The following is a 21993-nucleotide window of genomic DNA, read 5'->3' as shown; positions in this document are numbered from 1 at the left end:
TCGGGTAGTCGATCGTGGCCGCACACCGGATCCGCGGTTTCCACACCCAGTCCGAACTGCTCAGGCCGGCGCGTCACCCGCACGAAAGATCGAGGTTAAGGGCGCCTTGGGTGATTGGGGCAATGGGGATTCGCCGCTCGGAACCCTTTGGTCCACTATGCCGAATATGCGGTGATATAGAACGCAATACAACGTATAGAACAGGGGCGTTCGGGTGAACCTTGTTCCTTGAATTATTTCGGCAAAGTCTTTTCTTATTGCATCGATAATTAGACGGAATTTGTGCTCATTCTCATCCCGCTCGGGCCACTCTGATTCGTATCGTGCATAAATATCGTCAAGTGACTTCTTTTTATCCTGCATGCCGGACACTTGAGCGAGCAATAATTCAGACACAAATTGCGCGTCTAGCATTCGGGCGAATGCCTGGCTCCCGAAGAGTGATAGGCTTTGCCAGAGCGGCTTCTGTTCTTCAGCAAGAAGATATACACTTTGCTTGAATTCCCCGAAGTAGCGACCGTTTCGCAGCTCTTGATCACTCAGGGGAACGCTATGGATATTTATTCTTGAAAATATTTCATACACGACGCGGTCGGGAATCTGTCCCTTGTATGATTCGGCGCGAAACGAGTAATCTAGGATTCTCTGCTTTAAATCATTGTCAAGCTGCGAGAAGCGTAATCCTGCCCACGGAGGCAGATCGCCTGAGGTATTGCGCGGCTTAGCTAGTGGATACTCGTCCGCAACGTACTTGAGTACTGCTGTAAGGCGTTGCTGTCCGTCGATCACCTCGCGCACTAGATCGTTCCGTTCATCGCGGACAAATCGAATGTGGATCGGTGGGATCGGATATCCACGCAGCATCGTATCGATGAGATGAGCCATCGCAGGTTGCCGCCAGACGGTGCCCCTCTGAAAGCTAGGACTGAGCTCAAGGCGTCCTAGATCTTGCCATTCAAGGAACTCCTGAACCGTATAACTGGTCTTTTCAATGTCTAGAACCTGCGGAGCCCACTCAGTCATGCCGGCATGCTATCCCGCCGAGCCGGGGTCGGAGGTACCACGGAGGTACCGGCTACGGGGAGAACAACAAAGGCCCCGGCTGCGCGATGCGCTGGCCAGGGCCTTCAGGAGAGCCGATGACGGGAATCGAACCCGCGTATTCAGCTTGGGAAGCTGATGTTCTACCATTGAACTACATCGGCACGCTGGGCTTTTTCCGGTTTTCACCGGCTCCGCGCGAGCTAGGAGCAAACTTTAGCAGACTCCCCGATCGGTCGCTGCACCCCTACACGAGGCTCTGTCCCTTCCGGATCCGCCTGCGCATATCGGCGAGCAGGACGCGGTACGGCAGTTCACGCACCGCGACCGGCAGGCGCTTGTTGACCGCGCCGAGCACCTTCATGAGCCGTTCGAACCGCCGTTGGTCTCGGGGCGTCCACGCCATCAGCATCTCGTCGCGGAACCGCTGCGGCAGGTAGCCCGCGGTGAAGAAGAGGTTCAGCCGCCCGAACAGGAACGGGATGGGCTGGGGCAGGAATTCGATCCGCGCGATGGACAGCAGGTGCTCGCGCACGACCGGATCGATGCGGACGTTCTCGAGCCCTTCTTTCCAGTACTGCTCGAACGCGTCGCGATCTTTCGGCCATTTGGACTGCGGCACCTGCAACGTGGTTCCGAAGGCGGCGCCGCGCTGGTAGAAGTAGTCGACGGCGTGCTCGGGTATCGGTCCGTAAAGCGAGCGCTGGACGTCTTCGAAACCGCGGTAGATGCACGCGGCGACCCAGAGCTGGAGTTCGTGGTCGAAGGCGTTGTACTTGACCGGGCTGGCTCCGGTGGACCGCACCTGGGCATGGGCTTTGTTCACGCCGTCCCGGAAAAGCTTTTTCTCTTCGTCGGTGCCTCGTACGGCGACCGCGAGGTAGGTCAGGGTGGTACGGGTGCGCTTGACGGGGTGGTCGAACAACCGCCCGGATTCGACGCGGCTTTCGAAGACGCCGTAGCCCACCTGAGGCCAGGAGAGTTGCATGATGATGTTCGCGGCACCTGCGGCGAGACCGAGGCCGTCCATCGTGTCGTCCAGGCCTGCGGGTGTCTCGAGGGTCGTCATCGCGCTCCTTGTCGGCCGGCTCAACTGAGCACGACTGTACGCAGATATGAGCGGTGCGTAAAGGGGATCTGCGAAGATAGGCGTATGGCGACAGGACGGCTCTACGGTGGACGCGCGGGTGAGGAACGGCAGGCCGATCGCAGGGCCGCGCTCGTCGAAGCCGGCCTCGACCTCCTCGGTGCGGCCGACGGCGAGCCCGTCCTGTCCGTGCGCGGCGTGTGCAAGCGCGCGGGTCTCGCGTCGCGGTACTTCTACGAGAACTTCGCGGACCGCGACGAACTCACCGGCGCCGTGTACGACCACGTGGTCCAACGGATCGCGGAAAGCACCCTCGCCGCGGTGATGGGAGCCCAACCCGGCGACGACCGTACGATCGTCCGCGCGTGCGTGGAGAACATCGTCCGGGAGATCAGCGAGGACCCGCGGCTCGGGCGCATGCTGTTCTCCGTCAGCCAAGCCAATCCCCAGCTGGCCAAGCGTCGTCTCGATTCGTCGCGCATGTTCGCCGGGCTCGTCACCGCCCAGGCCGAGAACATCTACTCGATCACTCACACACCTCGACTGGATCTCGCCGCCCACTACGTCGTCGGCGGGCTCGCGCAGGTGATGACCGCATGGCTCGACGGTACGGTTCCGCTCGACGCGGACGAGGTCGTCGACGAATGCACCGAACTTCTACTCACGATGTCCGCCCAGCTGCGGCAGGACTCGGAGAGCTGACCACGTCTCACTCGCCGGTGTTCGGCGGTTGTTAACCTTTACCCCGTGCTCCTCTCCGATCGTGACATCCGCGCCCAGGTCGCCTCCGGGCATCTCGGCATCGACCCCTACGATCCGGAGCTCGTGCAGCCCTCGAGTGTGGACGTCAAACTCGACAGCCTGTTCCGCGTCTTCAACAACACCCGCTACACCCACATCGACCCCGCGAAGCAGCAGGACGAGCTGACGACACTCGTGCAGGTGCCGGAGGGGGAGTCGTTCGTCCTGCATCCGGGTGAATTCGTGCTCGGCTCGACCATGGAGCGGTGCACACTGCCCGACGACCTCGCCGGTCGACTCGAGGGCAAGTCGTCACTGGGACGGCTCGGCCTGCTCACCCACTCCACGGCCGGCTTCATCGATCCGGGGTTCGACGGTCACATCACCCTCGAACTGTCGAATGTTGCGAACCTGCCGATCACGCTGTGGCCGGGGATGAAGATCGGCCAGCTGTGTCTGTTCCGGCTGACGAGCCCCGCCGAGAATCCGTACGGCAGCGCGAAGGTCGGGTCCAAATACCAGGGGCAGCGTGGGCCGACGCCGTCGAAGGCATATCTGAACTTTGTTCACGATCATCCGGATGCTCGTCCCAGCTGACCCGGGTCGGTAGCGCCACTCTGTGAAGAGGACGTGGCGTAGTCGTGCGCCGTCTCCCTACTCATGGCAGCCTGCAGGACGCACTCCACTTCTGTGCTTCCGGACGAGACCGTCCCAGGCATCCGTCGGCCTGCATCCGGCCGGTATCTGCGCTGTAACGGGTCACGGCCGAATCTCGATGGCACGACCGGGAGGGAAACGGACAAAACGGAAGGTCGTGAGTGCGTGGGAGCACCGCTCAAAGCATTGTTCGTGAACGAGAACATCGGCGGACACGCCACGGTGCATCATTCTCTGCGCCGTGCCTTTGCCGACCGTGACGATCTCGACGTCGAGTTCCTCGATGCGGACGGGCCGGGCCTTCTCGGCCGGATCATGCGTGCGCCGATTCCCGGTCTCGGCCGCCTCGACCTCGATCTGCAGGCACTTCGGGGACAACTCGTGCATTCGCGCGGTGTGCGCCGACGCGTTCGTGAACGGCTCGCGGACGGCGGATTCGACGTGTTGCACGTGTACACGCAGAACTGCGTGCTCGGTTCGGCCGACGTGGTGCGCAGTCTGCCCACCGTGATCACCACCGACAGCACGAACGAACTCAACGCCTACCTGTTGCCCTACCGCGAGCCCACCCGCTTCACGCCACTCGCGGTACGGGCGGCGCTGCGGTTCGAACGACCGGTGCTCGACGCGGCGGTGACGGTGGTCGCGAACGGCCGGCGCACCGCGGCATCGCTGACCGGGACGACCTACGGCCTGCCCGACGACAAGGTGACGACGATGGCCCCGGGGATCTGGTCGCCGTTCCTCACCGGCGAACGAGCACTGCCCGATCGGACGGGACGAGCACGGCCGGTGATCGTGTTCATCGGCACCAGCATGGAACGCAAAGGCGGTAACAGCCTGCTGCGACTGCATCAGGAGTACCTCGCCGACACGTGCGACCTGGTGCTCGTGACCAAGGATGCTGTGCCGGCCGGCCGTGCGGTGACGGTGATCGACGACCTCGACAGCGGCGACGATCGACTGTGGGACATTCTCGCCGCCGCCGACCTCATGTGCTTTCCGTCCGGAATGGACCAGGCGCCCAACGTGATACTCGAGGCGGGAGCATCCGGGCTGCCCGTGATCGCATCGACGGTGGGTTCCATCCCGGAAATGGTGATCGACGGCGAAACCGGCCTGCTCATCGACCACGGCGACGAGGACGCGCTGCTCGCGGCACTCCGGCTCCTGCTCGCCGACGGTATCCGCCGTCGTGAGATGGGGGAGCTCGCGCACGCGCGTATCGCTGAACACTTCGACATCCGGACCACGGCGTCCCGGTTGACGGAGCTGTTGTACGAGGCGCACGGGAGAGTCGCTGCCCGGTGACCGAACCTTTGCTTTTCGTCGCACATACGGGGCAGCGGTCGGGTGCGGAGAAGGTCATGCTCGCCCTGATCGACCATGCCCTGAGCCAAGGGCGGCGCGTCCTCGTGGCGTGTCCCGACGGTCCCCTTGCCGACGCTCTCCCCGGCGAGACCGCACATCTGGTGCTCCCGCCGCTCGGGATGCAGGGACAGGAGGGCATCCGCCGGATACTCGGGTTGGCGTCGCTACCTGTCCGGTGGGCGCGGGCAGCCGTTCGAATTCGCCGCGCACGGACGTCGGCACATGCGCGGGTGGTGTGCAATTCACTGTTCGCGCTGCCCGCGGTCGCGCTTGCCGTGGCCGGTACCGGGAGTACCGGACGCGCGCGATGGCTGGTGCACGACACCTTGTCGTCACGACGCCAGATCCTCGTCGCCCGACTCGGCCGCTCCGGCGTCGAGACGGCGGTCGCGGTGTCGTGTGCGACGGCCGAGCCCGTCCGGCAACTGGGATTCCACACGGTCGTCGCGCGCAACGGGGTTCCCGTCGACCCGCCTCGCCGGGATCTGCCGGCGGCAACACCGCAGCGGGTGGGGATCCTTGCCTCGATCACCGAATGGAAGGGGCACCGGGTCCTGCTGGAAGCAGTGTCCCGCATCCCCGATGTGCACCTGGATATCGCAGGTACGCCGTTCCCCGGTGACGAACCATTCCTCGACGAACTGCGTGCCCGCGCGGCGATGCCCGACCTGCTCGGACGCGTCTCCTTTCTGGGGCATGTTCCTGCAGCAAAGGGTCTCGACGCGTGGGACGTGATGGTCTCGGCGAGTACGTCACCGGAGGCAGGGCCGCTCGGAGTGCTCGAGGCGATGGCACACGGCGTGCCGGTCGTGGGTACCGACCACGGCGGTACGGCGGAATACCTCGCCGACGGCGCCGGTGTGCTGGTGCCTCCGAGCGATCCCGACGCGCTCGCTGTGGCGCTGACGCGGGTCCTCGGTGACGCCGGATTGCGGCGCGAGATTTCCGGAATCGCCAGGTGCCGCGTCGAATCGTTGCACGATATCGAGCGGACGCTGCCGGAGATGGCGGCGGCGTTGTGGCAGTGACCTCCACACTCGCCCGTACGTAATCGGCGGGGGTTTGTGGCAGGTGTGTCCCAAACGATGCAATTTCGTTGTTCGTACGGTTCTCTTCTCCCGCACACTGGCTACATGTGGATCTGGATCGGGCTCGCCCTTGTGGCGTGGACGGGACTGGCGACCGTGACCGCGGTCCTCGTCGCCCGGATCCTCGCCGCCGCGGACTTCGAGGAGGAATGGATCGAGTTGCTGCGCGCGGAGCGCGACGCCGGTCGTCCGCCCCTGGTCTACTGACCGGCTTCCCACTGCTCTTCTTCCGTACTCGCGAGTAGCAATCCTGTAGGGATAAAGTCCCTTACGTCGTCCTCCAGTTCCCCTGCGAGGGCGACTGCGCAGACCGGTAACCCCCATCGCCGATCTGCGCAGAAGCCCCGGCCGACTCCACCATTGTCGCCGGGGCTTCACCATTTCCTGTCGATAGTCTTTCGGTATGAGTGGGAACGGACCGCGAGTCACGATCGCGTACTGCACACAGTGCCGATGGATGCTCCGTGCGGCATGGATGGCGCAGGAACTTCTCGGCACGTTCGGGACAGATCTCGGTGAGGTCGCCCTGGTTCCCGGGACAGGTGGCGTCTTCCGGATCGCGGTCGACGACACGCTTGTTTGGGACCGCAAGGAAGACAAGGGCTTTCCGGACATATCGGTGCTCAAGCAACGTGTTCGCGATGTTGTCGATCCGGCCCGGGATCTGGGGCATGCCGACCGCAGGAACGAATCGGGATAGTCGTGGACAATACGGGCATTCGTATGAGCCATCCGATGTGCCGACGAGCGGGAGGATCACGAGTGACCGGCTCCACCACAGGTACCGCCGTCACGCTCGACGTCCTGCGCCGCGCATACGGACGCAGCATGCGGCCACTCACTTCTGCCGGGTCCTACGACGAGGGCGAGGGTTGGTGGATCGGGATCACCGGTGCGCCGGACCCCGACTACAACCTCGCACTGGTGTACGACGGAGACGTCGGCGCACACGCGCAGCGTGCGTTCGATGTCGTTACCGCGGCGGGTTGCCCGTCGATCGTGCTGCTGGCCGGACGGGGTCTGGCCGCCGCGCAGATTCTCGCCGACCGGGGCTGGGTTTGTGCGGGCGCTCTCGACCTGACGGTGCTCGTACCGGCTGCCGCTCCGGAAGACGACTCGCTCCGGGTTCTCGGACGTACGGAGATGCCCGACGCCCGTGATCTCGCTGCGGGAGCCTTCGGGGTTTCGCCGGAAACCGCGGCCATCGCGTACGCCGACACGATCGTCGACGATCCAACCCTGACGGCGGTGGGCCTCTTCGACGACGCCCAACTGCAGTGCTGCACACTCATATCCGACGGAGGCGAGATCGAAACGGTGTGGTCGCTGGGTACGAGGAAGGGACGACAGCGTCGCGGTTACGCCCGGCGTCTCGTGGATGCTGCTGCCGCACGCACCTATTCCCGTCGGGGCGCGGTGCCGATGTGTGGTCTCACCAATCCGCAGGTGACCCCGCTCTACGTGTCGGCGGGAGCCCAGGTCCTCGAGAACTGGCAGATGTGGTCGCGGCCCCGCTGGCTACTGGGCTTGTAGCCCCGAGCTTCAGGGTGCGGTAACGTTCGGCCGGATTTTCGCGACCTCAAAGCGACATTCCCCCCATTACGGCAGTTCCGCGAAAGGGTCCGCGACGTGCTTGAAGGAAACATCCGCGATGCCGAGTGGCGCCGAGAACTCGGCGTCCCTCCGGCCGTCGACCTCCTCGGGCACGCCCGCGAATTGGCCCGGGTCGCGCTGCCCGCGGCGGCCGCGGCGTTGCTCGTCGCGCTCGCGGTGTTCTTCGTCCGCGACAGCGGGCCGGGTGTCTACGAGTCGACGGTCGTCGTGGAGATCCGCAGCACCGACGCGGTTTCCGGTTCCGACGCGTCGCTCGGGCAATTGATCGCCCCGTACGTGGCGCTGTCGGAGGATTCCCGGGTGGTCGCCGCCATCGCGGCGGAGGTCGGTGAGGATCCGGCCGCGTTGTCCGGCAACGTCTGGGTGGACTACGGAAGCTCCCCGACGCTACTTACGGTGACCGCACGCGACGGGTCCCAGGAAGAAGCCGACCGGCTCGCGCAGGTGGTCGTTGCTGCGCTCGATCAGGCCCAGAGCACCCGCAACCGCACCGCACTCGAATCGCGCATCGCCGACCTCGACGCAATCGTCGCGGGTCTGCGCGCCGATCTGGCAGCCGATGCCGCCGACAGTGAAGACGGTGTTCCGGACCCGGTGCTGCAGGGCGAACTCGACTCGCGTCTCGACCAGCTCCGTGCCGTGCGCTCCGGCGCGGGTGCCGAGCACCTCCAGGTGCTGGCCGCGCCCGCGGGCAGTGGCACGAAGGTGTCCCCGCAACCGAAGGCGGAGGCTGCCGTCGCGTTCCTGTTCACACTGATCGTGGTCGCGGAGCTGCTGGTCGCGGTGAACGGCCGGTTCGGCACGACCGTCACGCCGGCTTGGGCCAGGCGGACCTCGCGCCGGTACCGCACCGCCGTGCAGTTCGTGGCTCCCGGCCCCCTGCGCCTGCCCCTCGACACGGTGGTGATGCTGCACCAGCGCGCGTCCCTCGGTGAAACGATCCTCGTTCTCGACGGCTCCGGCGTCGAAGACGAACCCGGTGTCTTCGGCGATGCCGCGGCCGAGCGCATCATCCGCTGCGGGCTCGCCGAGCAATGGTGGAAGCAACTGCGTGCCGAGAAGCCGGGCCTTGCGCTCATCGTCGTGACGGTGGGTAGCGAGGACCGGAGCGCGGTCGAAGACAGTTTGCGGGCGCTCGCGGAAATCGAGGTGCCGGCCCGCCTCGTGGTGCTGGCCGGTGAGAAGCCGGCGCGGACCAAGACGGACGAGTCGCAGCCCGTCGCCGCAACACCCGCCGCGACGTCCGATTCGGGCGCAACCACTCTCCCGCCCGAACCGGAAAAGCCGGCGCAGGCCGTCCAGCGTCCAGTCCGTCCGTCCGAGCAACCCCGTCCGCCCGCTCCGCCGCGCCCGCCCTTCGTGCCGGCACCTCCGCAGGAGCCGGCAGCCTGGTCGTTTGCGGATGTCGATCCGGCACCACCCACCCGGCCGATCGCGACGCTCCCGAAGTCGCTTTTCGAGAACCAGCCCGATGTTCGCAATCGGAACGGTGACGGGCACCCCGCCCCACCACCGGGACCCTCGAACTCCGCCGACGAGCCTTATGCCCCGGTGAGCGAGTCGGTCAACCGGGAGTACGCCCAGGAGATCGCTCGGAAGCGCGACGACCAGGGCCCCCGCGCGACCCCCGACGGACCGGCCCCCGCGCCGGATGACGCTTCCTGAGTTCCGTCGATCGGCCGACTTGTATCCCCGCGCTCCCGCTATATAGTGATAGAGGTCACTCCGGGGGTGTGGGTGACCTGCGCGCCGAGCATGTCGGCATCTAGACGAAGGACCGCATTGACTACCAGCATTGCCGGTACAACGCATGAGAAAGACGCGACACCGGGTAGTACCGCATGGATCAAGGCCCACCTCGCACGCATGGACGACATCCGTCCGGGTGATTCGACCGTCGACATCGACCGCGAAAGCGCGGAACATCAGCCGGTGTAGAACGCGCCCTAGCGGGCACCCGATTCCGACAGCGCCTGCTGCTGCCGGAAGGGGATCTGCGCACGCCACCGAAAGGAGTGCTGCATGAGGGAAGCTTTCAAAGGCGAACTGAACGAGCTGCTCGAGCGGCTCGGGGAACTCGCAGCCTTGGCCGCGGAAGGGCTCGAATTTGCGACCGAAGCCCTGTTCGGGGGTGATCTGCTCGCTGCGCAGAGCGCACTGGACCTCGACGCGCGTCTCGACGAGCTGACCGTGGACTCCGACCACCGCGCGATGAAGATCCTGGCGTTGCAGGCACCGGTCGCCACCGATCTCCGGCTGGTGTTCTCCGCGGTGAGGATCAGCGGTGACCTGAGCAGGATGGTGCAGCTGACCCTGCACATCGCTCGCGTGGCCAGGCGCCGCTTCCCCGACCTGCTCGTCCGCGGTGCATTGCACAACGACCTCGTCGTCATGGCGGATCTCGCGTCGCAGATCGCGGATGTGCTGCGCGATGCGTTCACCCATCTCGACCTCGATGCCATCCGGGGGGTGCGCACGCTCCAGCGCGACCTCGACGCGGTGCACTCGCGGGTACTCGCCACGGTCGAAGGTAAGGACTGGGACGGCGATGTCCCGACGGCAGTGGACACGGTCCTCGTGGCCCGCTTCTACGGGCGGTTCGGAGATCAGGCCGCTGACGTGGCAGATCGCCTCATTTTCTTCGTCACCGGTGAGCGGCCCGCCGAAGTCGCCTGACTTTTCGCCGCGCGGTTCAGCGTGAACCGTGTCATTCTCAGCTCAACTCGAACTCGAGGATGAACGGCGGTAGCGATGAACACCGACGAGTACCTCTATTTCGTCGATCGCGCATTCGACGGGATGCTCGCTGCGTTGACGCAGCTGGGTGACGACTGTGCGAACGCGGTCCCACCGGTGCCCGGCGCCAACTCGGCGTGGGCGATCACCTACCACTGCAGCGCGGTCGTCGAGTTCTGGGTGGGACACGTCGCTCTCGGTCGCCACAGCGACCGCGACCGCGAATCCGAGTTCGGCGCGTCGGGAACGGTGGCGGAGTTGGCGCGCCTCGTCGGCGAGCAGCGCCGGCAACTGAGACAGGATCTCGTCGGGCTGGACCCGGCCGCACCACCGGCGCATGCTGTACCCGAGAAGTATCGGGACAGCGTCGTTTCGGTCGGCGGTGTGCTTCTCCACGTCCTCGAGGAACTCGCCCAGCACCACGGGCAGGTCGAGATCACGCGCGATCTGTTGCTCTCCACACCCGAGGAGGCCCGATGAGCGGAACCTTTTTCCCGGGGTTCGACGACCTCGACGTTGCCGAACTGTCCTCGCGAGCGGGAGCGAAGTGGGCACGCGCCGTCGACGAAGGACTGCTGCCGGCGTGGGTCGCCGACATGGACTTCCCTGTCGCACCCGTGATCCGAAGTGCGCTGCACGAACAGATCGAGAGCGATCTCGGCTATCCGGATTGGGTGCACGGCACGCCGCTGCGGGCCGAGTTCTCTGCCCGGATGCGGAACCGCTACGGATGGGAACCCGATCCGGAGTCGGTACGCGAGCAGACGGACCTCATCCAGGCCCTGCAGCTGATACTCCACCTGAGCACCCGGCGCGGCGACTCGGTGGTCGTGCAGACACCCAACTACCCCCCGTTCCTCGCGTCGATCCGCCGGATGGGATTGCAGCAACTCGACTTCCCGTTCGTCGATCGGGGTGACGGGTGGGTCCTCGACATGGAGGCGTTCGAGCAGCGGGTCGCGCGGCACCGGCCTCGCGTGCTGGTGCTCGTCAACCCGCACAATCCCACCGGGCGCGTTCACACCCGCGAGGAACTCGAGCAAATTGCGGACATCGCAGAACGTTTCGATCTGCTCGTCGTCAGCGACGAGATCCACGCCGAGATCGTCTACGAACCTCATGTGCACATTCCGTTCGCGTCGCTCGGTCCCGACGCGGCGGCACGCACCGTCACGATCACGTCCGCCGGAAAGTCGTTCAATCTGGCCGGGTTACGCTGCGCGGTCGTGCATTACGGGCCGGAGCGGTTGCTGAGGCGACGTGACGCCGAGCCGTTCGACCTGTACGGCGCGGTATCGGTGCCGGGCGTGGTCGCCACACTCACGGCGTGGCGGCACGGTGATGCCTGGCAGCGCGATCTCATGCAGGTCCTCGACCGGAATCGGCGACACGTCGACGCCGTGCTCCGCGATCGGATCCCCGCTGCGCGACACCATCTTCCGGAAGGCACCTATCTGACGTGGATCGATGCCGGTCCCCTCGGGATCGACGATCCGGTGGAGCAGGTCAGGGAGCGAGGCGGAATCCTCGTCGAGGGAGGGTTGCGGTTCGGTAGCGGATGCCGCAATCAGCTTCGTATCAACTTCGCGACCTCTGCCGGCCTCCTCGACATGATCCTCGACGGTGTCACCTCTGCGCTCGACTGCGGCGTCGTTCCGCCGCGGACGCCGGTGGCGGTACCCCGGTCTCGGTAGGGCGATCCGCCAGCCCTCGGTGCCGCGAGCGGTAACGCTGTGCTGTCCGCCTACGATCTTTCTCGGGTGGTGCAAAGGGCGTGCCGCTCCGCGAGCAGGGCACGCGGCTTGCCTCACGTCGAGAAGGAGTTGGGTACATGGGTGGCCGGGACGCGGAGCACGACCGGCTGTCCGAAACGGAGCGCGGGCGGCGTCCGGCGAGCGGCAGTTGCCGCAGCAGCCGGTGAGTTTCGCGGTCGTCGACGGGCGCACGGTCGACGCTCTCGTGCCGGAGTGGTCGGATCTGGTACGCCGCATGGGAGCACGGGTGGCGGCGCGGCCGTCGTACGCGCTGAACTGGTACCGAGCCCTGGGCAGGGGACGCCTCGCGGTGTGTACCGTCCGCCGCGACGGACGGCTGGTTGCGGTTGCTCCACTGCACCGACGCAATCGTATGGGGGTGCAGACGCTCCGGTTCCCGGGCCACGGACTCGGCACGATCGGAACGTTCGCGGCAACCGACCGGGATGCGCTCCGGGAGTTGGTGGACGGTATCGCGACATCCGGGATGTCGCTGCAGTTGACCCATGTCGATGTGGCGGATCCTCTGGTCGAAGCGCTGCACACGTCGCCGTTGTGGAATGTCGATCTGGAGGTCGACGAGCAAGGTCTGACCATCGATCTGGCGGCCGGTGCAGGTGCGGCGTCGCTGCGCGGTAGCCGCACCCTCAAGACGCTTCGTCGCCTCGAGCGGGGACTCGTCAACGCCGGTACGCCCGTCGAGGTCGAGGTGATCCGAGATCCCGAACACTTCGAGCGCCGTTGGCCCGACATCGTCGCGGTTGCTGCGGCCGCCGACGAGCACACAGACCGGGACAACTTCTGCGGACCGCCGTTCGCGTCGTTCACGAAACCGCTACTCGAGACGGAAGCCCGGGCGGGCAATCTCCTCGTGGTGGGCCTGGTCGTCGGAAACCGGTGGCGCGCACACGAAATCATGTTCCACACGGATGACGTTGCCGAGATGTGGATGGCCCGCTTCCATCCCGACGTTCGCCGTCATCAGCCCGGCCAACTACTCCACCGCTGGCTCACCGATCATCACGACGAACTCGGGATCGCCCGATTCGACTTCATGGTCGGCACTTCGGAATTCAAGTCTCACTGGGCCAACGGTGGATACCGGATCGGCACCGTCGTCGCGACGCCCACCCGGCGTCGGTGCGCCCGAGAAATGATCGAACTCGCCGAACGCGGCAGCGACTGGGTGCGGCCGGCGCGGCAACGGGTCCTCGACGCGCTCCGGCCGGCGGGCAGAACAGTCTGATTCGGTCAGAGGCATCCGGGAGTGGTTGCGGCGGTGCGCATCACCTGCCACGCCGGTTTCGGATCGAGAGTGTGGTCGATGATGCCGAAGTTCTGTTCGCGATCCGACTCGTCGGTGCCGCGATCGACCAGGCTGTAGACGAACAGTCTGTCGACGAAGTCGAAGCGGCGCTGCTCGGTGATGCCGTCACGCAGGATGTCCGCTTGCCGGTCGGCATCCACCGCGTCGATACCGGTCCCGGTGGGGGACCCGAATTCGGTAGCCCACACGGGCGTGCCGTCGTCACCGTGGCCGATCATGATGTCGCGCATGTCGCGCATCCGGTAGAAGGAGTTCCAATCCTTTGTCGAGACATCCGACGGCAGAGCGGGATAACTGTAGGGATGCATCCCCACCACGTCGAAACTCGCCGCTCCACCGAGTTCGTACAGTTCGGAGAGAAAGGTCGTCGGGGCGATATCCGTCCCGTTGTCGGTTGCGGGTGACAGTCCGCCGCTGACGATCACGGCACCGGGCACCACCTCGCGGATGCGATTCGACGCCGACTCCAGGAGCGCTGCGTACGCCACCGGGTCCGGTTGTGGCCCGAAGAAGACCGCGAGATTCGGTTCGTTCCAGATCTCCCAGTGGGAGATCCGGTCGCGATACCGCTGGGCGGCGTCACCGGTGAATCTCCCGAACTCGGCGGGGTCGGCGGGCCGGCCGTGCGAGTCGGAAGCATCGGCGGCGCGGGCCCACTCGGGGGTGTGGGTGAGCAGTCCGAGGATCTCGAGTCCGTGGGCGTGCGCCGCGTCGACGACACGGTCGGTGCCGGACCAGTCGAACTCCCCGCGGACAGGTTCGATGATCGACCAGTCGAAGTCGAATCGCACCCAGGTTGCGCCGCTCTCGGCCGTGGTAGCGAAATAGCGGTCGAGATCGGCGTCGGAGAGGGTGTCGAGCCCCGACCCTGTGGCCACGCCGAGGCTGTCGGCCGTCAGATCGGTGCGGCACATCGCAGGCTCGGTGCTCCCGCACGCGACGGTACCCATCACGACCAGCATCGCTGCCAGGCCCCTGAGTTCTCTGCGCACCACTGTTCTCCGTACTGCCGTTCTCCGCACCGGGCTCACCGCGATTTCACGAGACCGACGAGACCGAGTCCGCCGGTGATGGGAAGGAAATGGACCCCCGCGAACACGCACAGGGGAGCGACGACCGCGGTGATCGGCCACGGGACGTCGAATCGGTCGGCCAGCAACGACGCCCATACGGTCACCGCGAGACCCAGCATGGCGATGGCCGATGCCTGCGCGAAGGGGAAGAGTCGCGCGACCGCCACCGTGCGCGCCACCACCACCCAGATCGCGACCACCATGACCGCTTCGGTGAGGACGGTCGCGAGTGCGGCGCCCTCGAACGACATGCGTGGAATGAGCACCAGGTTCATGGCGACGTTCGCGGCAAGCGCCGCCAGGGCAACCCAGGGATAGACGCGGTGGCGCCCGGTCGCGATCAGCACCATCAGGCCCAGTTCGGTGAGCATCGACAGCGCGCTACCTGCGACCAGCATCCGGGATGCATCGGCACCCTCGGCGAACCGCTCGCCGTACAGCAGCGTCAGGACACCGTCCGCGGTCGGCCAGAAGGCGGCGGTTGCCGCCGCGCCGAGCACGGCGAGGAGCATCGCCGCTTCCCGAGTGCGCTGCCGGAACTGCTCGCTCTGCGCCGGCCACGTCGCGACGAGCAGCGTGGTGACCGGGCCGACGACGGTGGAGGCGACCATCGACAACAGGTCGGCGAATTTGTATCCCACGGTGTAGAGACCCACCGAATCGAAACTGTCCATCCGGCCGAGCATCAGAACGTCGACCTTCGACAGGACGGTGAGCAACGCGAACCCGATGGACAGTGGCACCGCCTCGATGAGCATCTCCCGCCAGCGCCACAACTGGGCACGCGCGGCCGGCAGCGGCCCGGCTTTCCCGGCGCGGACCCCACGCACCTTCAGTGCCGCCGCGACAACCTCGTTGATCACCGCGGGCGCGACGACCACGAGAAGCATCGGGTGCCAGAGGACCGCCCCGATCGTGCAGATCAACTGGGCGAGCTGGCCGAGTGTCTCGGCGGCGGCGACCGACGCCATCCGCAGGCGGCTCTGGTACATCACCGAGAGTGCGTTGCTGGGTGTCGCCACCACCACGACCAGCCCGGCCACGACCGTCGCCCACACCACGTCCGACGAATAACCCAGCAGCACCACGTATCCCACTGCGAGCGCGTAACCGAGCAAGCCCAGTAACCCGCGCAGCGCGATGAATGCCGTCGTGACGTACGAGACTTCCCACGGATTGCATTCGACGAGCTTGGCGAGCACGACTCGGCCCACGCCCAGATCCGTCACCACCGACAGCAGACCGAGCAACCCGAAGACGAACGAGAACTTGCCGAAGTCGTCCGGGGCGAGGACGCGCGCCAGGATCATCGATCCGGCCCAGCCCATCGATGCGATCGCCAGACGGCTCGCGAGCATCGCCACGGTGTTGCGACGCGCTGTGCGTCCGTCCAGTTCGGGTGTGCTCGGTTCGTGCAGGGTGCCGTCGCGGTCCTCGTGGACCTTCGCGACGATCCGTTCCATCAGGACGGTTTCCGCGACGAGGTCGATGTGCAACTGGCCGGTGTTGGTCATCGACGGGTGCGCGTACCCCGCCAGCGACGGCGAATCCCAGATCTTGGCGTGGCGGCCCGACGGTCCGATGTCGGAGGGGAAGTCGACGAACTCGCCGTCGTCGACCTCGTCCGGACGCGAATGCCTACCCACCGGGCGCCGTCCTCACAGTCGCAGGCCCGCTCTGCGGTAGACGCCGACCGTCAATTCCGCGGTACGCGCCCAGGTGAGGGTCGAAGCGACCTCGGGGCCGCGTCGCCGCAACGCCCGTTCGGTGTCCACGTCGAGGAGAGTGGCGCGCAATGCCGCCGTCCACGCCGGAACAGTGTGGGCAGTGACGAGCAGTGCCCCGTCGTCGGCGAAGTCCGGCAACGCGCCGACGGCACTAGAGACCACCGCGCCGCCACACGCCATCGCCTCGAGGGGAGGAAGACCGAACCCCTCGTACCGCGAGGCGTACGCGACGACGCTCGCCGCCGCGTAGAGCGCCGGGAGATCCGACGTCGCGACATAACCGAGTCCGAGGGCACTCGACGGCGCATCGCGTCCCGTCGAACCGGCACCGGCGAGGACGAACGGCACGTCGAGGTTCCGGCAGGCTTCGGCCACCAGGGCCACGGACTTGCGCGGTTCGACGGTTCCGACCTGCAGCACGAACCGGTCGGGGAGCGCGAAGCGGGCACGCACTTCGGCAATGTGTTCGGGCGTCGGGGGCGTGGCCCACGGTGCGGGAGCAAGTGGGGTGACCACGGATTCCCGGCCCGACAGCGCATGAATGCGTTCGGCGGTGAATTCGGAGACGGCAACGAGTACGTCGGCGCGGCGCAACGCGTCGCGGAGCAAGCGGCGCTCGCCTGTGGCCCGGAAGCGGCTGAACGCCCAGGGGGTGTCGAAGACCGACAGGTCGTGGAATGTCGACACGGTCGGGCCGCGTTGTCCGACAGGAAGATCGACGTCGAGGCTGTGGAACAGATCGACGGAGGGCAGCGGCACCGCATTCCACAGGACGCGGAGCACACCGTCGGATACGGGGCGTCGCGAGGCAGCCACCTGTGACGGCAACTCTCCCACCGCGTCGCGTTGTACCGTTGCCCGCAGTTCGGCACCGGGGAGAAACGCAGGCAGTGCCCTCAGCAGTTCACGGGCGTAGGTTTGGACTCCGCTGCCGGAGGGCCGGAGCGACATGGCTCCGAACCCGATTCGGTGCCTGGACTGAGAATCTTCGAACGATCCTGTGTGAGCGCACATCCCACGATTCCTAAGAGTAACCAGAAGTAGACGTCGAGCGGGAAGATCTCCAGGTAGGTCGAGACGGTGGACGCGACGGCCACCGCGATCACCGACGCACTCACCCCGAGTGCCAGCGCAGCATCCTGGCCGCGCATGATCCGCGCGGCGCGAAGGGTCGACACTGCCGCGCAGACCAGAACGAGGACGAACAACCACACGCCGACCGGCCCGAGTTCGACAGCGAGTTTGATGTAGTAGTTGTCGGGTTGGTAGGGCATGAACCCGAACGTCACCGCCGCCTGCAACGACATTTCCGACAGCATCGGGTTGCTTCCGGACGCGGCTTTGGCAGCGGCGGAACCGGTGGCACCCAGACCCTGCCCGAACGGATGCACCCACAACGACGAGAGGGTCTCTGCCCAGCCGTCGCCGCGTTCACCGAGACTCGACGACGAGAACAGCGGCGCGAGCAACGAACCCGGCACCACGAAGAGAGCGATGGGTGCGGCGAGCACGGCGGCGCCGAAACCGAGAAGGAGCGCGCGGTGGCGGTGGATCGCGAGCCACAACAGAGCAACCGCGAGGCCGATGTAACTCGCCCGAACGATCGTCACGCCCATGCCGAGCAGCATGATCGGTGTCGCGCAGAGAAACAACTTGTTGCGCAGTCTGCCCGGGTCGGCAAGGGCGATCGCGCCACCCACGACGAGACTGATCATCACGAACAACCCGAACGCGAACGGGGTCGTGAAAGTGCTGAAGCTGCGCAGGATCCCGCCGGTGGTGCGGAGATGGTCGTCCCACCGGTACCCGAGCGCGGCGAGACGCTCACCGCCGATCACCTGCTGGGCCAATCCGACGACCGACGTGAACACACCCATCCCCATCAGGATGGTGACGAAGTGGTCGCGGTCGCGGGCGTCGAACGGTGCGCGCCAGAGGATCACGGGAATGATCAGGTAGAAGAAGGTGATCTTGAGTGGGGTGACGGCTCCCGCTCCCGACGCGAGGACTGCGGACACGATCCCCAACGCCACCCATGCGGCGACCGCCGGCCACCACGGGAAGGACGGGGCGGGTGTGCGTTTGCGATAGGGGCTGACGAACGTCGCAGCGAGCGTCAGCAGCAGGACTCCCTCCTTCCAGGGAGACAACGCCGAACCACCGGGCACGATCACGAGCAGTCCGTGCAGAGGAGTCAGAGCCGCGATGAGAAGCAGTCCGTGTTGCGGCCTCCGATAGAGAACGACACAGAGGGCAGCGACGAACGGCAGAGCGAGGACGAGCATCGTCGTCATGACACGTCCGCATCGGCGACGGTTTCCCGTTCCGTGCCCGTCCGGCCGAACGACGAGAGCACGGCGGCAGTGATCTCGGTGCGGAGGAACTCGCGACCGTCGCGCTGGTAGGCGCCGTGATCCCCGGTCGCTCCGGTCCGGATCCGTCCGGTGAAGCCTCGCCGCCGTACTCGCCGCAACCCTTCCTCGCCCCGCTGGTAACGGAAGGATCGGTGGTCCTGCGCCGAGAGCACCACCGTGACATCGGCACCCGCACGACGCAAAGCTTCGAGGATCACCTCGGGCACCTGGGTGATGCCGAGCCGGCCCAGCAGCAGCCATGCGGGGTACGGCAGGTGTTTCTGCGCGAGCGGTTTGATGCGCGCACGAAGCGGTGGCGGGGCGGACGGCGTCGCGGACTCTCCGCCACCGGGCGCATCCGGGACCGGCGGCCGCAGTTGTTCACGCAGAGAACGACGTCGGTGGGTGGACCACAAGATCATGTTCACCAGCACCACCGCCCGGGCCTGCAACGCGAGAGCGACGTACGACGAGTACCACGCCCCCGAGCACAGCCCCGTCACGACGACGTCCTGCGGATCGACCCCCAGCGCCCGGGCGGCGTCGAGCGCATCGCGGTCGGACACCTCCGAGTAGAGCGACACCGGTTGCCCGTCGTCCACGGTGCCGGTGTCGCCGACTCCGGTGCGGTCGAAACGAACAGAGGAGATGCCGTGTGCGGCGAGGCTGCGGGCGAGTTCGACCCAGAGTCGGCTCGGGCCGATCCGGTGTTCGTAGGCGGTACCAAAGAACAGCACCGTGGGGTGACGGCCGTCGGTGCGGGCGGCATCCACCGCGTGGGTGCGCACCGCGAACAACGCATTCGGACCGAGCGCCTCCACCGATTCGTACACGGGAGAACCGTCGGCAGTGGTGGCCACCGCCGCACGATGCCGAAGCGACAGAACCACCTCGCGGGAATCCGCGGACGCTCCGTCCGAGATCCATTCGGCGATCCGCCGGACAGTGGAGAAGGGAATCTCGGCGTAGAGGGCGGAGGGGGTGACGAATGCTTCCTGCTCGGTGAGGATCGACTCGTCGCCACCCAGCGCGTCGGCGAGTGCAGACACCGCGGGAGTGTCGCGCGCTGCAGGGCGCACCGCGAGCAGAGTCCGTGTTCCCGCGAAGGCACTGGCCTCGATCTTCAGTGCGCCGAGATCCGCGGCCGCTTCCGGCGCCAGAACACCACCGATGATCGAGATCCGGAGATCGTCAGGATCGTCGGCGCCTTGCGTGACCCGGTACAGCGCGCGTTGTTCCCGCAGGGCACTGCGGCCGGAGAGAACGGGATCCCACAGGACCACCGCGTCGACGGGGCCGCACTCGGGAAGTGCGGTCGCCGCGAGGAGCGCTCCGGCGCGCAGACCCACCACGGTGATGTGCGCGCCGCCGGTCGCGCGCGCGAGGTCGATCGCCGCGACGACGCTGTGCCGCCATGCCCGGACCGCGTCGGGGGAATCCTGATCCCTCGACGAGTCGCCGACGCCGGCGTAGTCGAACCGCACCGACGTCAGGCCTCGATCGGCGAGGTGTTCGGCGAGTGCCTTCATGCCGCGGTAGGTGTCGAGGTGTTCCTTGCCCAGGGGTGGGCAAAGCACCACGGCGCCGCGGGAACGGCCGTCGTCGGGGATGTGGATGTGCGCGAGTATCAGCGCGTCGGCGGGGCCGAACCACGACGAGTGCTGCACGCCCACGTTCGAACCTCCAGATCCTGGGTGGGTGATCCAAGGAGGCAGTCGGCGCCAGGCGCCCCTCTTGAATCCGGTTGTTGCTACGACACATTCGAATCGGGCCGTCGACACCCGGCGTCACCGGTGCGCAACCTGTGCCATAAACTACCGTGCCTGCTTGCTCGGGCGTTCGGAGGGATGGTCATGCCGGGAGTGCTCGTGCACGAGTGGATTGCACGTGACGGCGGTTCGGAGAAGGTGCTCGACGAGTTCGTGCGGTGTTTTCCCGACGCCGACGTCCTGTGTCTGTGGAACGACGCGGAGCGGTACCCCACGCAGACCGTGCGGGAGAGTGGACTTGCGCGCACCCCCCTGCGTCGCCACAAGGCGCTCGCCCTCGCCGCGATGCCGTACGTCTGGCGCCGGCGTCCCGGCCGCTACGACTTCGCGTTGGTCAGTTCCCATTGCTTTGCCCACCACGTGTCGTTCCGCGGCGCGGACCGCGACTTCCGCAAGTTCGTCTACGTGCACACCCCCGCCCGCTACCTGTGGAATCCCGAACTCGACGATCGTGGCGCGTCGGCTGCGGTGAAGCTCGCATCGCCTCCGCTCCGTCGTCTGGATCGCCGGCGCGCGGCGGAAGGAGCCCAGTTCGCGGCGAACAGCGACTTCGTCCGGCGCCGGGTGGAGACGGCATGGGGTGTGGAAGCCCGCGTGATCTTTCCTCCCGTCGACACGACGCGAATTTCGTCGGTGCCGGATTGGAGCACCGAACTGTCCGGGCCGGAATCGGCGGTCCTCGAGAGCCTTCCGGATACCTTCGTCCTCGGAGCGTCGAGGTTCGTTCCGTACAAGCGGCTGGACTGGGTGATTCGTGCCGCCGACCGCGCCGGAATCCCCGCCGTCGTCGCAGGCTCGGGGCCCGAGGAAGGACGCTTGCGGAAGCTCGCCGACGAGGCCGGTGTGCCGGTGCGAGTGCTGTCGCGCCCGTCGGACGCCCTGCTCTACGCGCTGTATCAGCGTGCGCACGTCTACGTCTTCCCGGCGATCGAAGACTTCGGGATCATGCCGGTCGAAGCGCGCGCTGCCGGTGCCCGCGTAATCGTCAACGAAATCGGCGGAGCGGCGGAAACGGTGGTGGAAGGAGTGGACGGCCTGCACTTCCGTGACGACTCGGTGGAGTCGCTCGCCGAGTGCATCGCGGCAGTCGACGCGGTCCCGCGTCCGGGCTCGGGGTCGGTCACGAACCTGTCGTCGGAGCGGTTTCGCGAGGACATCCGGAACTGGGTCTGCGTGTGATCACCACCGTCCTTCGGCGGTGAGTTGTCCGGTCGGATCGGTCTTGTCTCGGTGTTCACCCTGCGGTAGGTTCCACGCGGGTCGGGAGCCCGGTGGAGCGGGGGACAAGTGAGGTTCGTGCGTGAACGGTGGTGCAACGGTTGACCTTCTTGTGGGCCCGCTCCGAGCGTTCTCGCCGCCAGGCATCTCCGCGCCGCTGACGCCGGTCGCTGGGGCGTAACCGGGTCGAGGGTTGTGCCGGTCGTTCTCCGCCCGCAGTGCGTGAAGACTTCAGCATCCCCGTCGAAATATGTTGTGCCCGTGCACTTCAGCGGCGCATCGTGCGGACGTTGTTCGGCCGGGTGCCGGAGACACCGCGCGGGAGCGATTTCCTCCGGTGTGACCTATTGCACTGAAACATTATTTGTTCGGTAAACGGTAAAGGTGCATAACAGGCAATCAGGACGGATCGGATCCGGCCCTGTCAACATCCAGT

At 66.3% G+C, this 21993-nt stretch carries 20 protein-coding genes and 1 tRNA gene; 13 read left to right on the top strand and 8 right to left on the bottom strand.

The genetic code is table 11. The annotated features are described in order from the left end of the window. Positions 1 to 60: 60 nt before the first annotated feature. From AC0B44_RS08880 to AC0B44_RS08870, 3 genes are all read right to left on the bottom strand, one after another. The gene (locus tag AC0B44_RS08880; protein WP_471902520.1) at positions 61 to 1023 is read right to left on the bottom strand and encodes a GmrSD restriction endonuclease domain-containing protein; all 963 of its coding nucleotides are present in this window, start codon (positions 1021 to 1023) and stop codon (positions 61 to 63) included. A 111-nt stretch (positions 1024 to 1134) separates the two neighbouring features. Next, a tRNA-Gly gene (locus AC0B44_RS08875) sits at positions 1135 to 1205 on the bottom strand. Positions 1206 to 1288: 83 nt separating this feature from the next. Then, positions 1289 to 2110 carry an oxygenase MpaB family protein gene (locus tag AC0B44_RS08870; RefSeq protein ID WP_471902519.1) on the bottom strand — a complete coding sequence of 274 codons (822 nt, stop codon included), beginning with the start codon at positions 2108 to 2110 and terminating at the stop codon, positions 1289 to 1291. Positions 2111 to 2194: 84 nt separating this feature from the next. Between AC0B44_RS08870 and AC0B44_RS08865 the strand changes: the two genes are divergently transcribed. From AC0B44_RS08865 to AC0B44_RS08810, 12 genes are all read left to right on the top strand, one after another. Further along, positions 2195 to 2830: a TetR/AcrR family transcriptional regulator gene (locus tag AC0B44_RS08865; RefSeq protein WP_471902518.1), complete on the top strand. Its 636-nt coding sequence runs from the start codon at positions 2195 to 2197 to the stop codon at positions 2828 to 2830. A 45-nt stretch (positions 2831 to 2875) separates the two neighbouring features. Next, entirely contained in the window at positions 2876 to 3466 is a 591-nt protein-coding gene (dcd, locus tag AC0B44_RS08860) for a dCTP deaminase (RefSeq protein ID WP_471902517.1), read from the top strand. 225 nt (positions 3467 to 3691) lie between these two features. After that, a complete protein-coding gene (locus tag AC0B44_RS08855) occupies positions 3692 to 4837 on the top strand; it encodes a glycosyltransferase family 4 protein (RefSeq protein WP_471902516.1) in 1146 nt (381 codons plus the stop codon). Beyond that, complete coding sequence (locus AC0B44_RS08850) at positions 4834 to 5925, top strand: glycosyltransferase family 4 protein (protein WP_471902515.1); 1092 nt, start codon at positions 4834 to 4836, stop codon at positions 5923 to 5925. The genes AC0B44_RS08855 and AC0B44_RS08850 overlap by 4 nt, the downstream gene beginning before the upstream one ends. 105 nt (positions 5926 to 6030) lie before the next feature. Next, the gene (locus tag AC0B44_RS08845; protein ID WP_471902514.1) at positions 6031 to 6192 is read left to right on the top strand and encodes a hypothetical protein; all 162 of its coding nucleotides are present in this window, start codon (positions 6031 to 6033) and stop codon (positions 6190 to 6192) included. 196 nt (positions 6193 to 6388) lie between these two features. Then, entirely contained in the window at positions 6389 to 6685 is a 297-nt protein-coding gene (locus AC0B44_RS08840; RefSeq protein ID WP_471902513.1) for an Rdx family protein, read from the top strand. Positions 6686 to 6747: 62 nt separating this feature from the next. Then, positions 6748 to 7518, top strand: a complete 771-nt coding sequence (locus tag AC0B44_RS08835; RefSeq protein WP_471902512.1) for an N-acetyltransferase — start codon at positions 6748 to 6750, stop codon at positions 7516 to 7518. A gap of 96 nt (positions 7519 to 7614) precedes the next feature. Next, positions 7615 to 9264: a hypothetical protein gene (locus AC0B44_RS08830; RefSeq protein ID WP_471902511.1), complete on the top strand. Its 1650-nt coding sequence runs from the start codon at positions 7615 to 7617 to the stop codon at positions 9262 to 9264. 357 nt (positions 9265 to 9621) lie between these two features. Further along, positions 9622 to 10275 (top strand): phosphate signaling complex PhoU family protein, encoded by a 654-nt coding sequence (locus AC0B44_RS08825; protein WP_471902510.1) that lies wholly within the window; start codon positions 9622 to 9624, stop codon positions 10273 to 10275. Positions 10276 to 10350: 75 nt separating this feature from the next. After that, positions 10351 to 10815: a DinB family protein gene (locus tag AC0B44_RS08820; RefSeq protein WP_471902509.1), complete on the top strand. Its 465-nt coding sequence runs from the start codon at positions 10351 to 10353 to the stop codon at positions 10813 to 10815. Continuing rightward, complete coding sequence (locus AC0B44_RS08815; RefSeq protein WP_471902508.1) at positions 10812 to 12029, top strand: MalY/PatB family protein; 1218 nt, start codon at positions 10812 to 10814, stop codon at positions 12027 to 12029. Before AC0B44_RS08820 ends, AC0B44_RS08815 begins: the two co-directional genes overlap by 4 nt. 223 nt (positions 12030 to 12252) lie before the next feature. Next, the gene (locus AC0B44_RS08810) at positions 12253 to 13335 is read left to right on the top strand and encodes a GNAT family N-acetyltransferase (RefSeq protein WP_471902507.1); all 1083 of its coding nucleotides are present in this window, start codon (positions 12253 to 12255) and stop codon (positions 13333 to 13335) included. A 5-nt stretch (positions 13336 to 13340) separates the two neighbouring features. Here the strand turns inward: AC0B44_RS08810 and AC0B44_RS08805 are convergent, their stop codons facing one another. Genes AC0B44_RS08805 through AC0B44_RS08785 form a run of 5 tightly spaced genes read right to left on the bottom strand, consistent with a single transcriptional unit; the run spans position 13341 to position 20243 of the window. Next, the gene (locus tag AC0B44_RS08805) at positions 13341 to 14408 is read right to left on the bottom strand and encodes a cellulase family glycosylhydrolase (RefSeq protein WP_471902506.1); all 1068 of its coding nucleotides are present in this window, start codon (positions 14406 to 14408) and stop codon (positions 13341 to 13343) included. A 35-nt stretch (positions 14409 to 14443) separates the two neighbouring features. Continuing rightward, positions 14444 to 16135: an oligosaccharide flippase family protein gene (locus tag AC0B44_RS08800; protein WP_471902505.1), complete on the bottom strand. Its 1692-nt coding sequence runs from the start codon at positions 16133 to 16135 to the stop codon at positions 14444 to 14446. Positions 16136 to 16147: 12 nt separating this feature from the next. Next, positions 16148 to 17167, bottom strand: a complete 1020-nt coding sequence (locus AC0B44_RS08795; RefSeq protein WP_471902504.1) for a glycosyltransferase family 4 protein — start codon at positions 17165 to 17167, stop codon at positions 16148 to 16150. Then, positions 17113 to 18510: an O-antigen ligase family protein gene (locus AC0B44_RS08790; protein WP_471902503.1), complete on the bottom strand. Its 1398-nt coding sequence runs from the start codon at positions 18508 to 18510 to the stop codon at positions 17113 to 17115. Before AC0B44_RS08790 ends, AC0B44_RS08795 begins: the two co-directional genes overlap by 55 nt. Then, entirely contained in the window at positions 18507 to 20243 is a 1737-nt protein-coding gene (locus AC0B44_RS08785; protein ID WP_471902502.1) for an alpha/beta hydrolase, read from the bottom strand. Before AC0B44_RS08785 ends, AC0B44_RS08790 begins: the two co-directional genes overlap by 4 nt. 195 nt (positions 20244 to 20438) lie before the next feature. Here AC0B44_RS08785 and AC0B44_RS08780 point away from each other — a divergent pair, with 195 nt between their 5' ends. Further along, the gene (locus tag AC0B44_RS08780) at positions 20439 to 21518 is read left to right on the top strand and encodes a glycosyltransferase (protein WP_471902501.1); all 1080 of its coding nucleotides are present in this window, start codon (positions 20439 to 20441) and stop codon (positions 21516 to 21518) included. The last annotated feature ends 475 nt before the right edge of the window (positions 21519 to 21993 follow it).

This window comes from Rhodococcus sp. NPDC019050 (assembly GCF_055664235.1).
The sequence above is the reverse complement of the archived record's forward strand: the minus strand, read 5'-3'. Positions and strand labels throughout refer to the sequence as shown.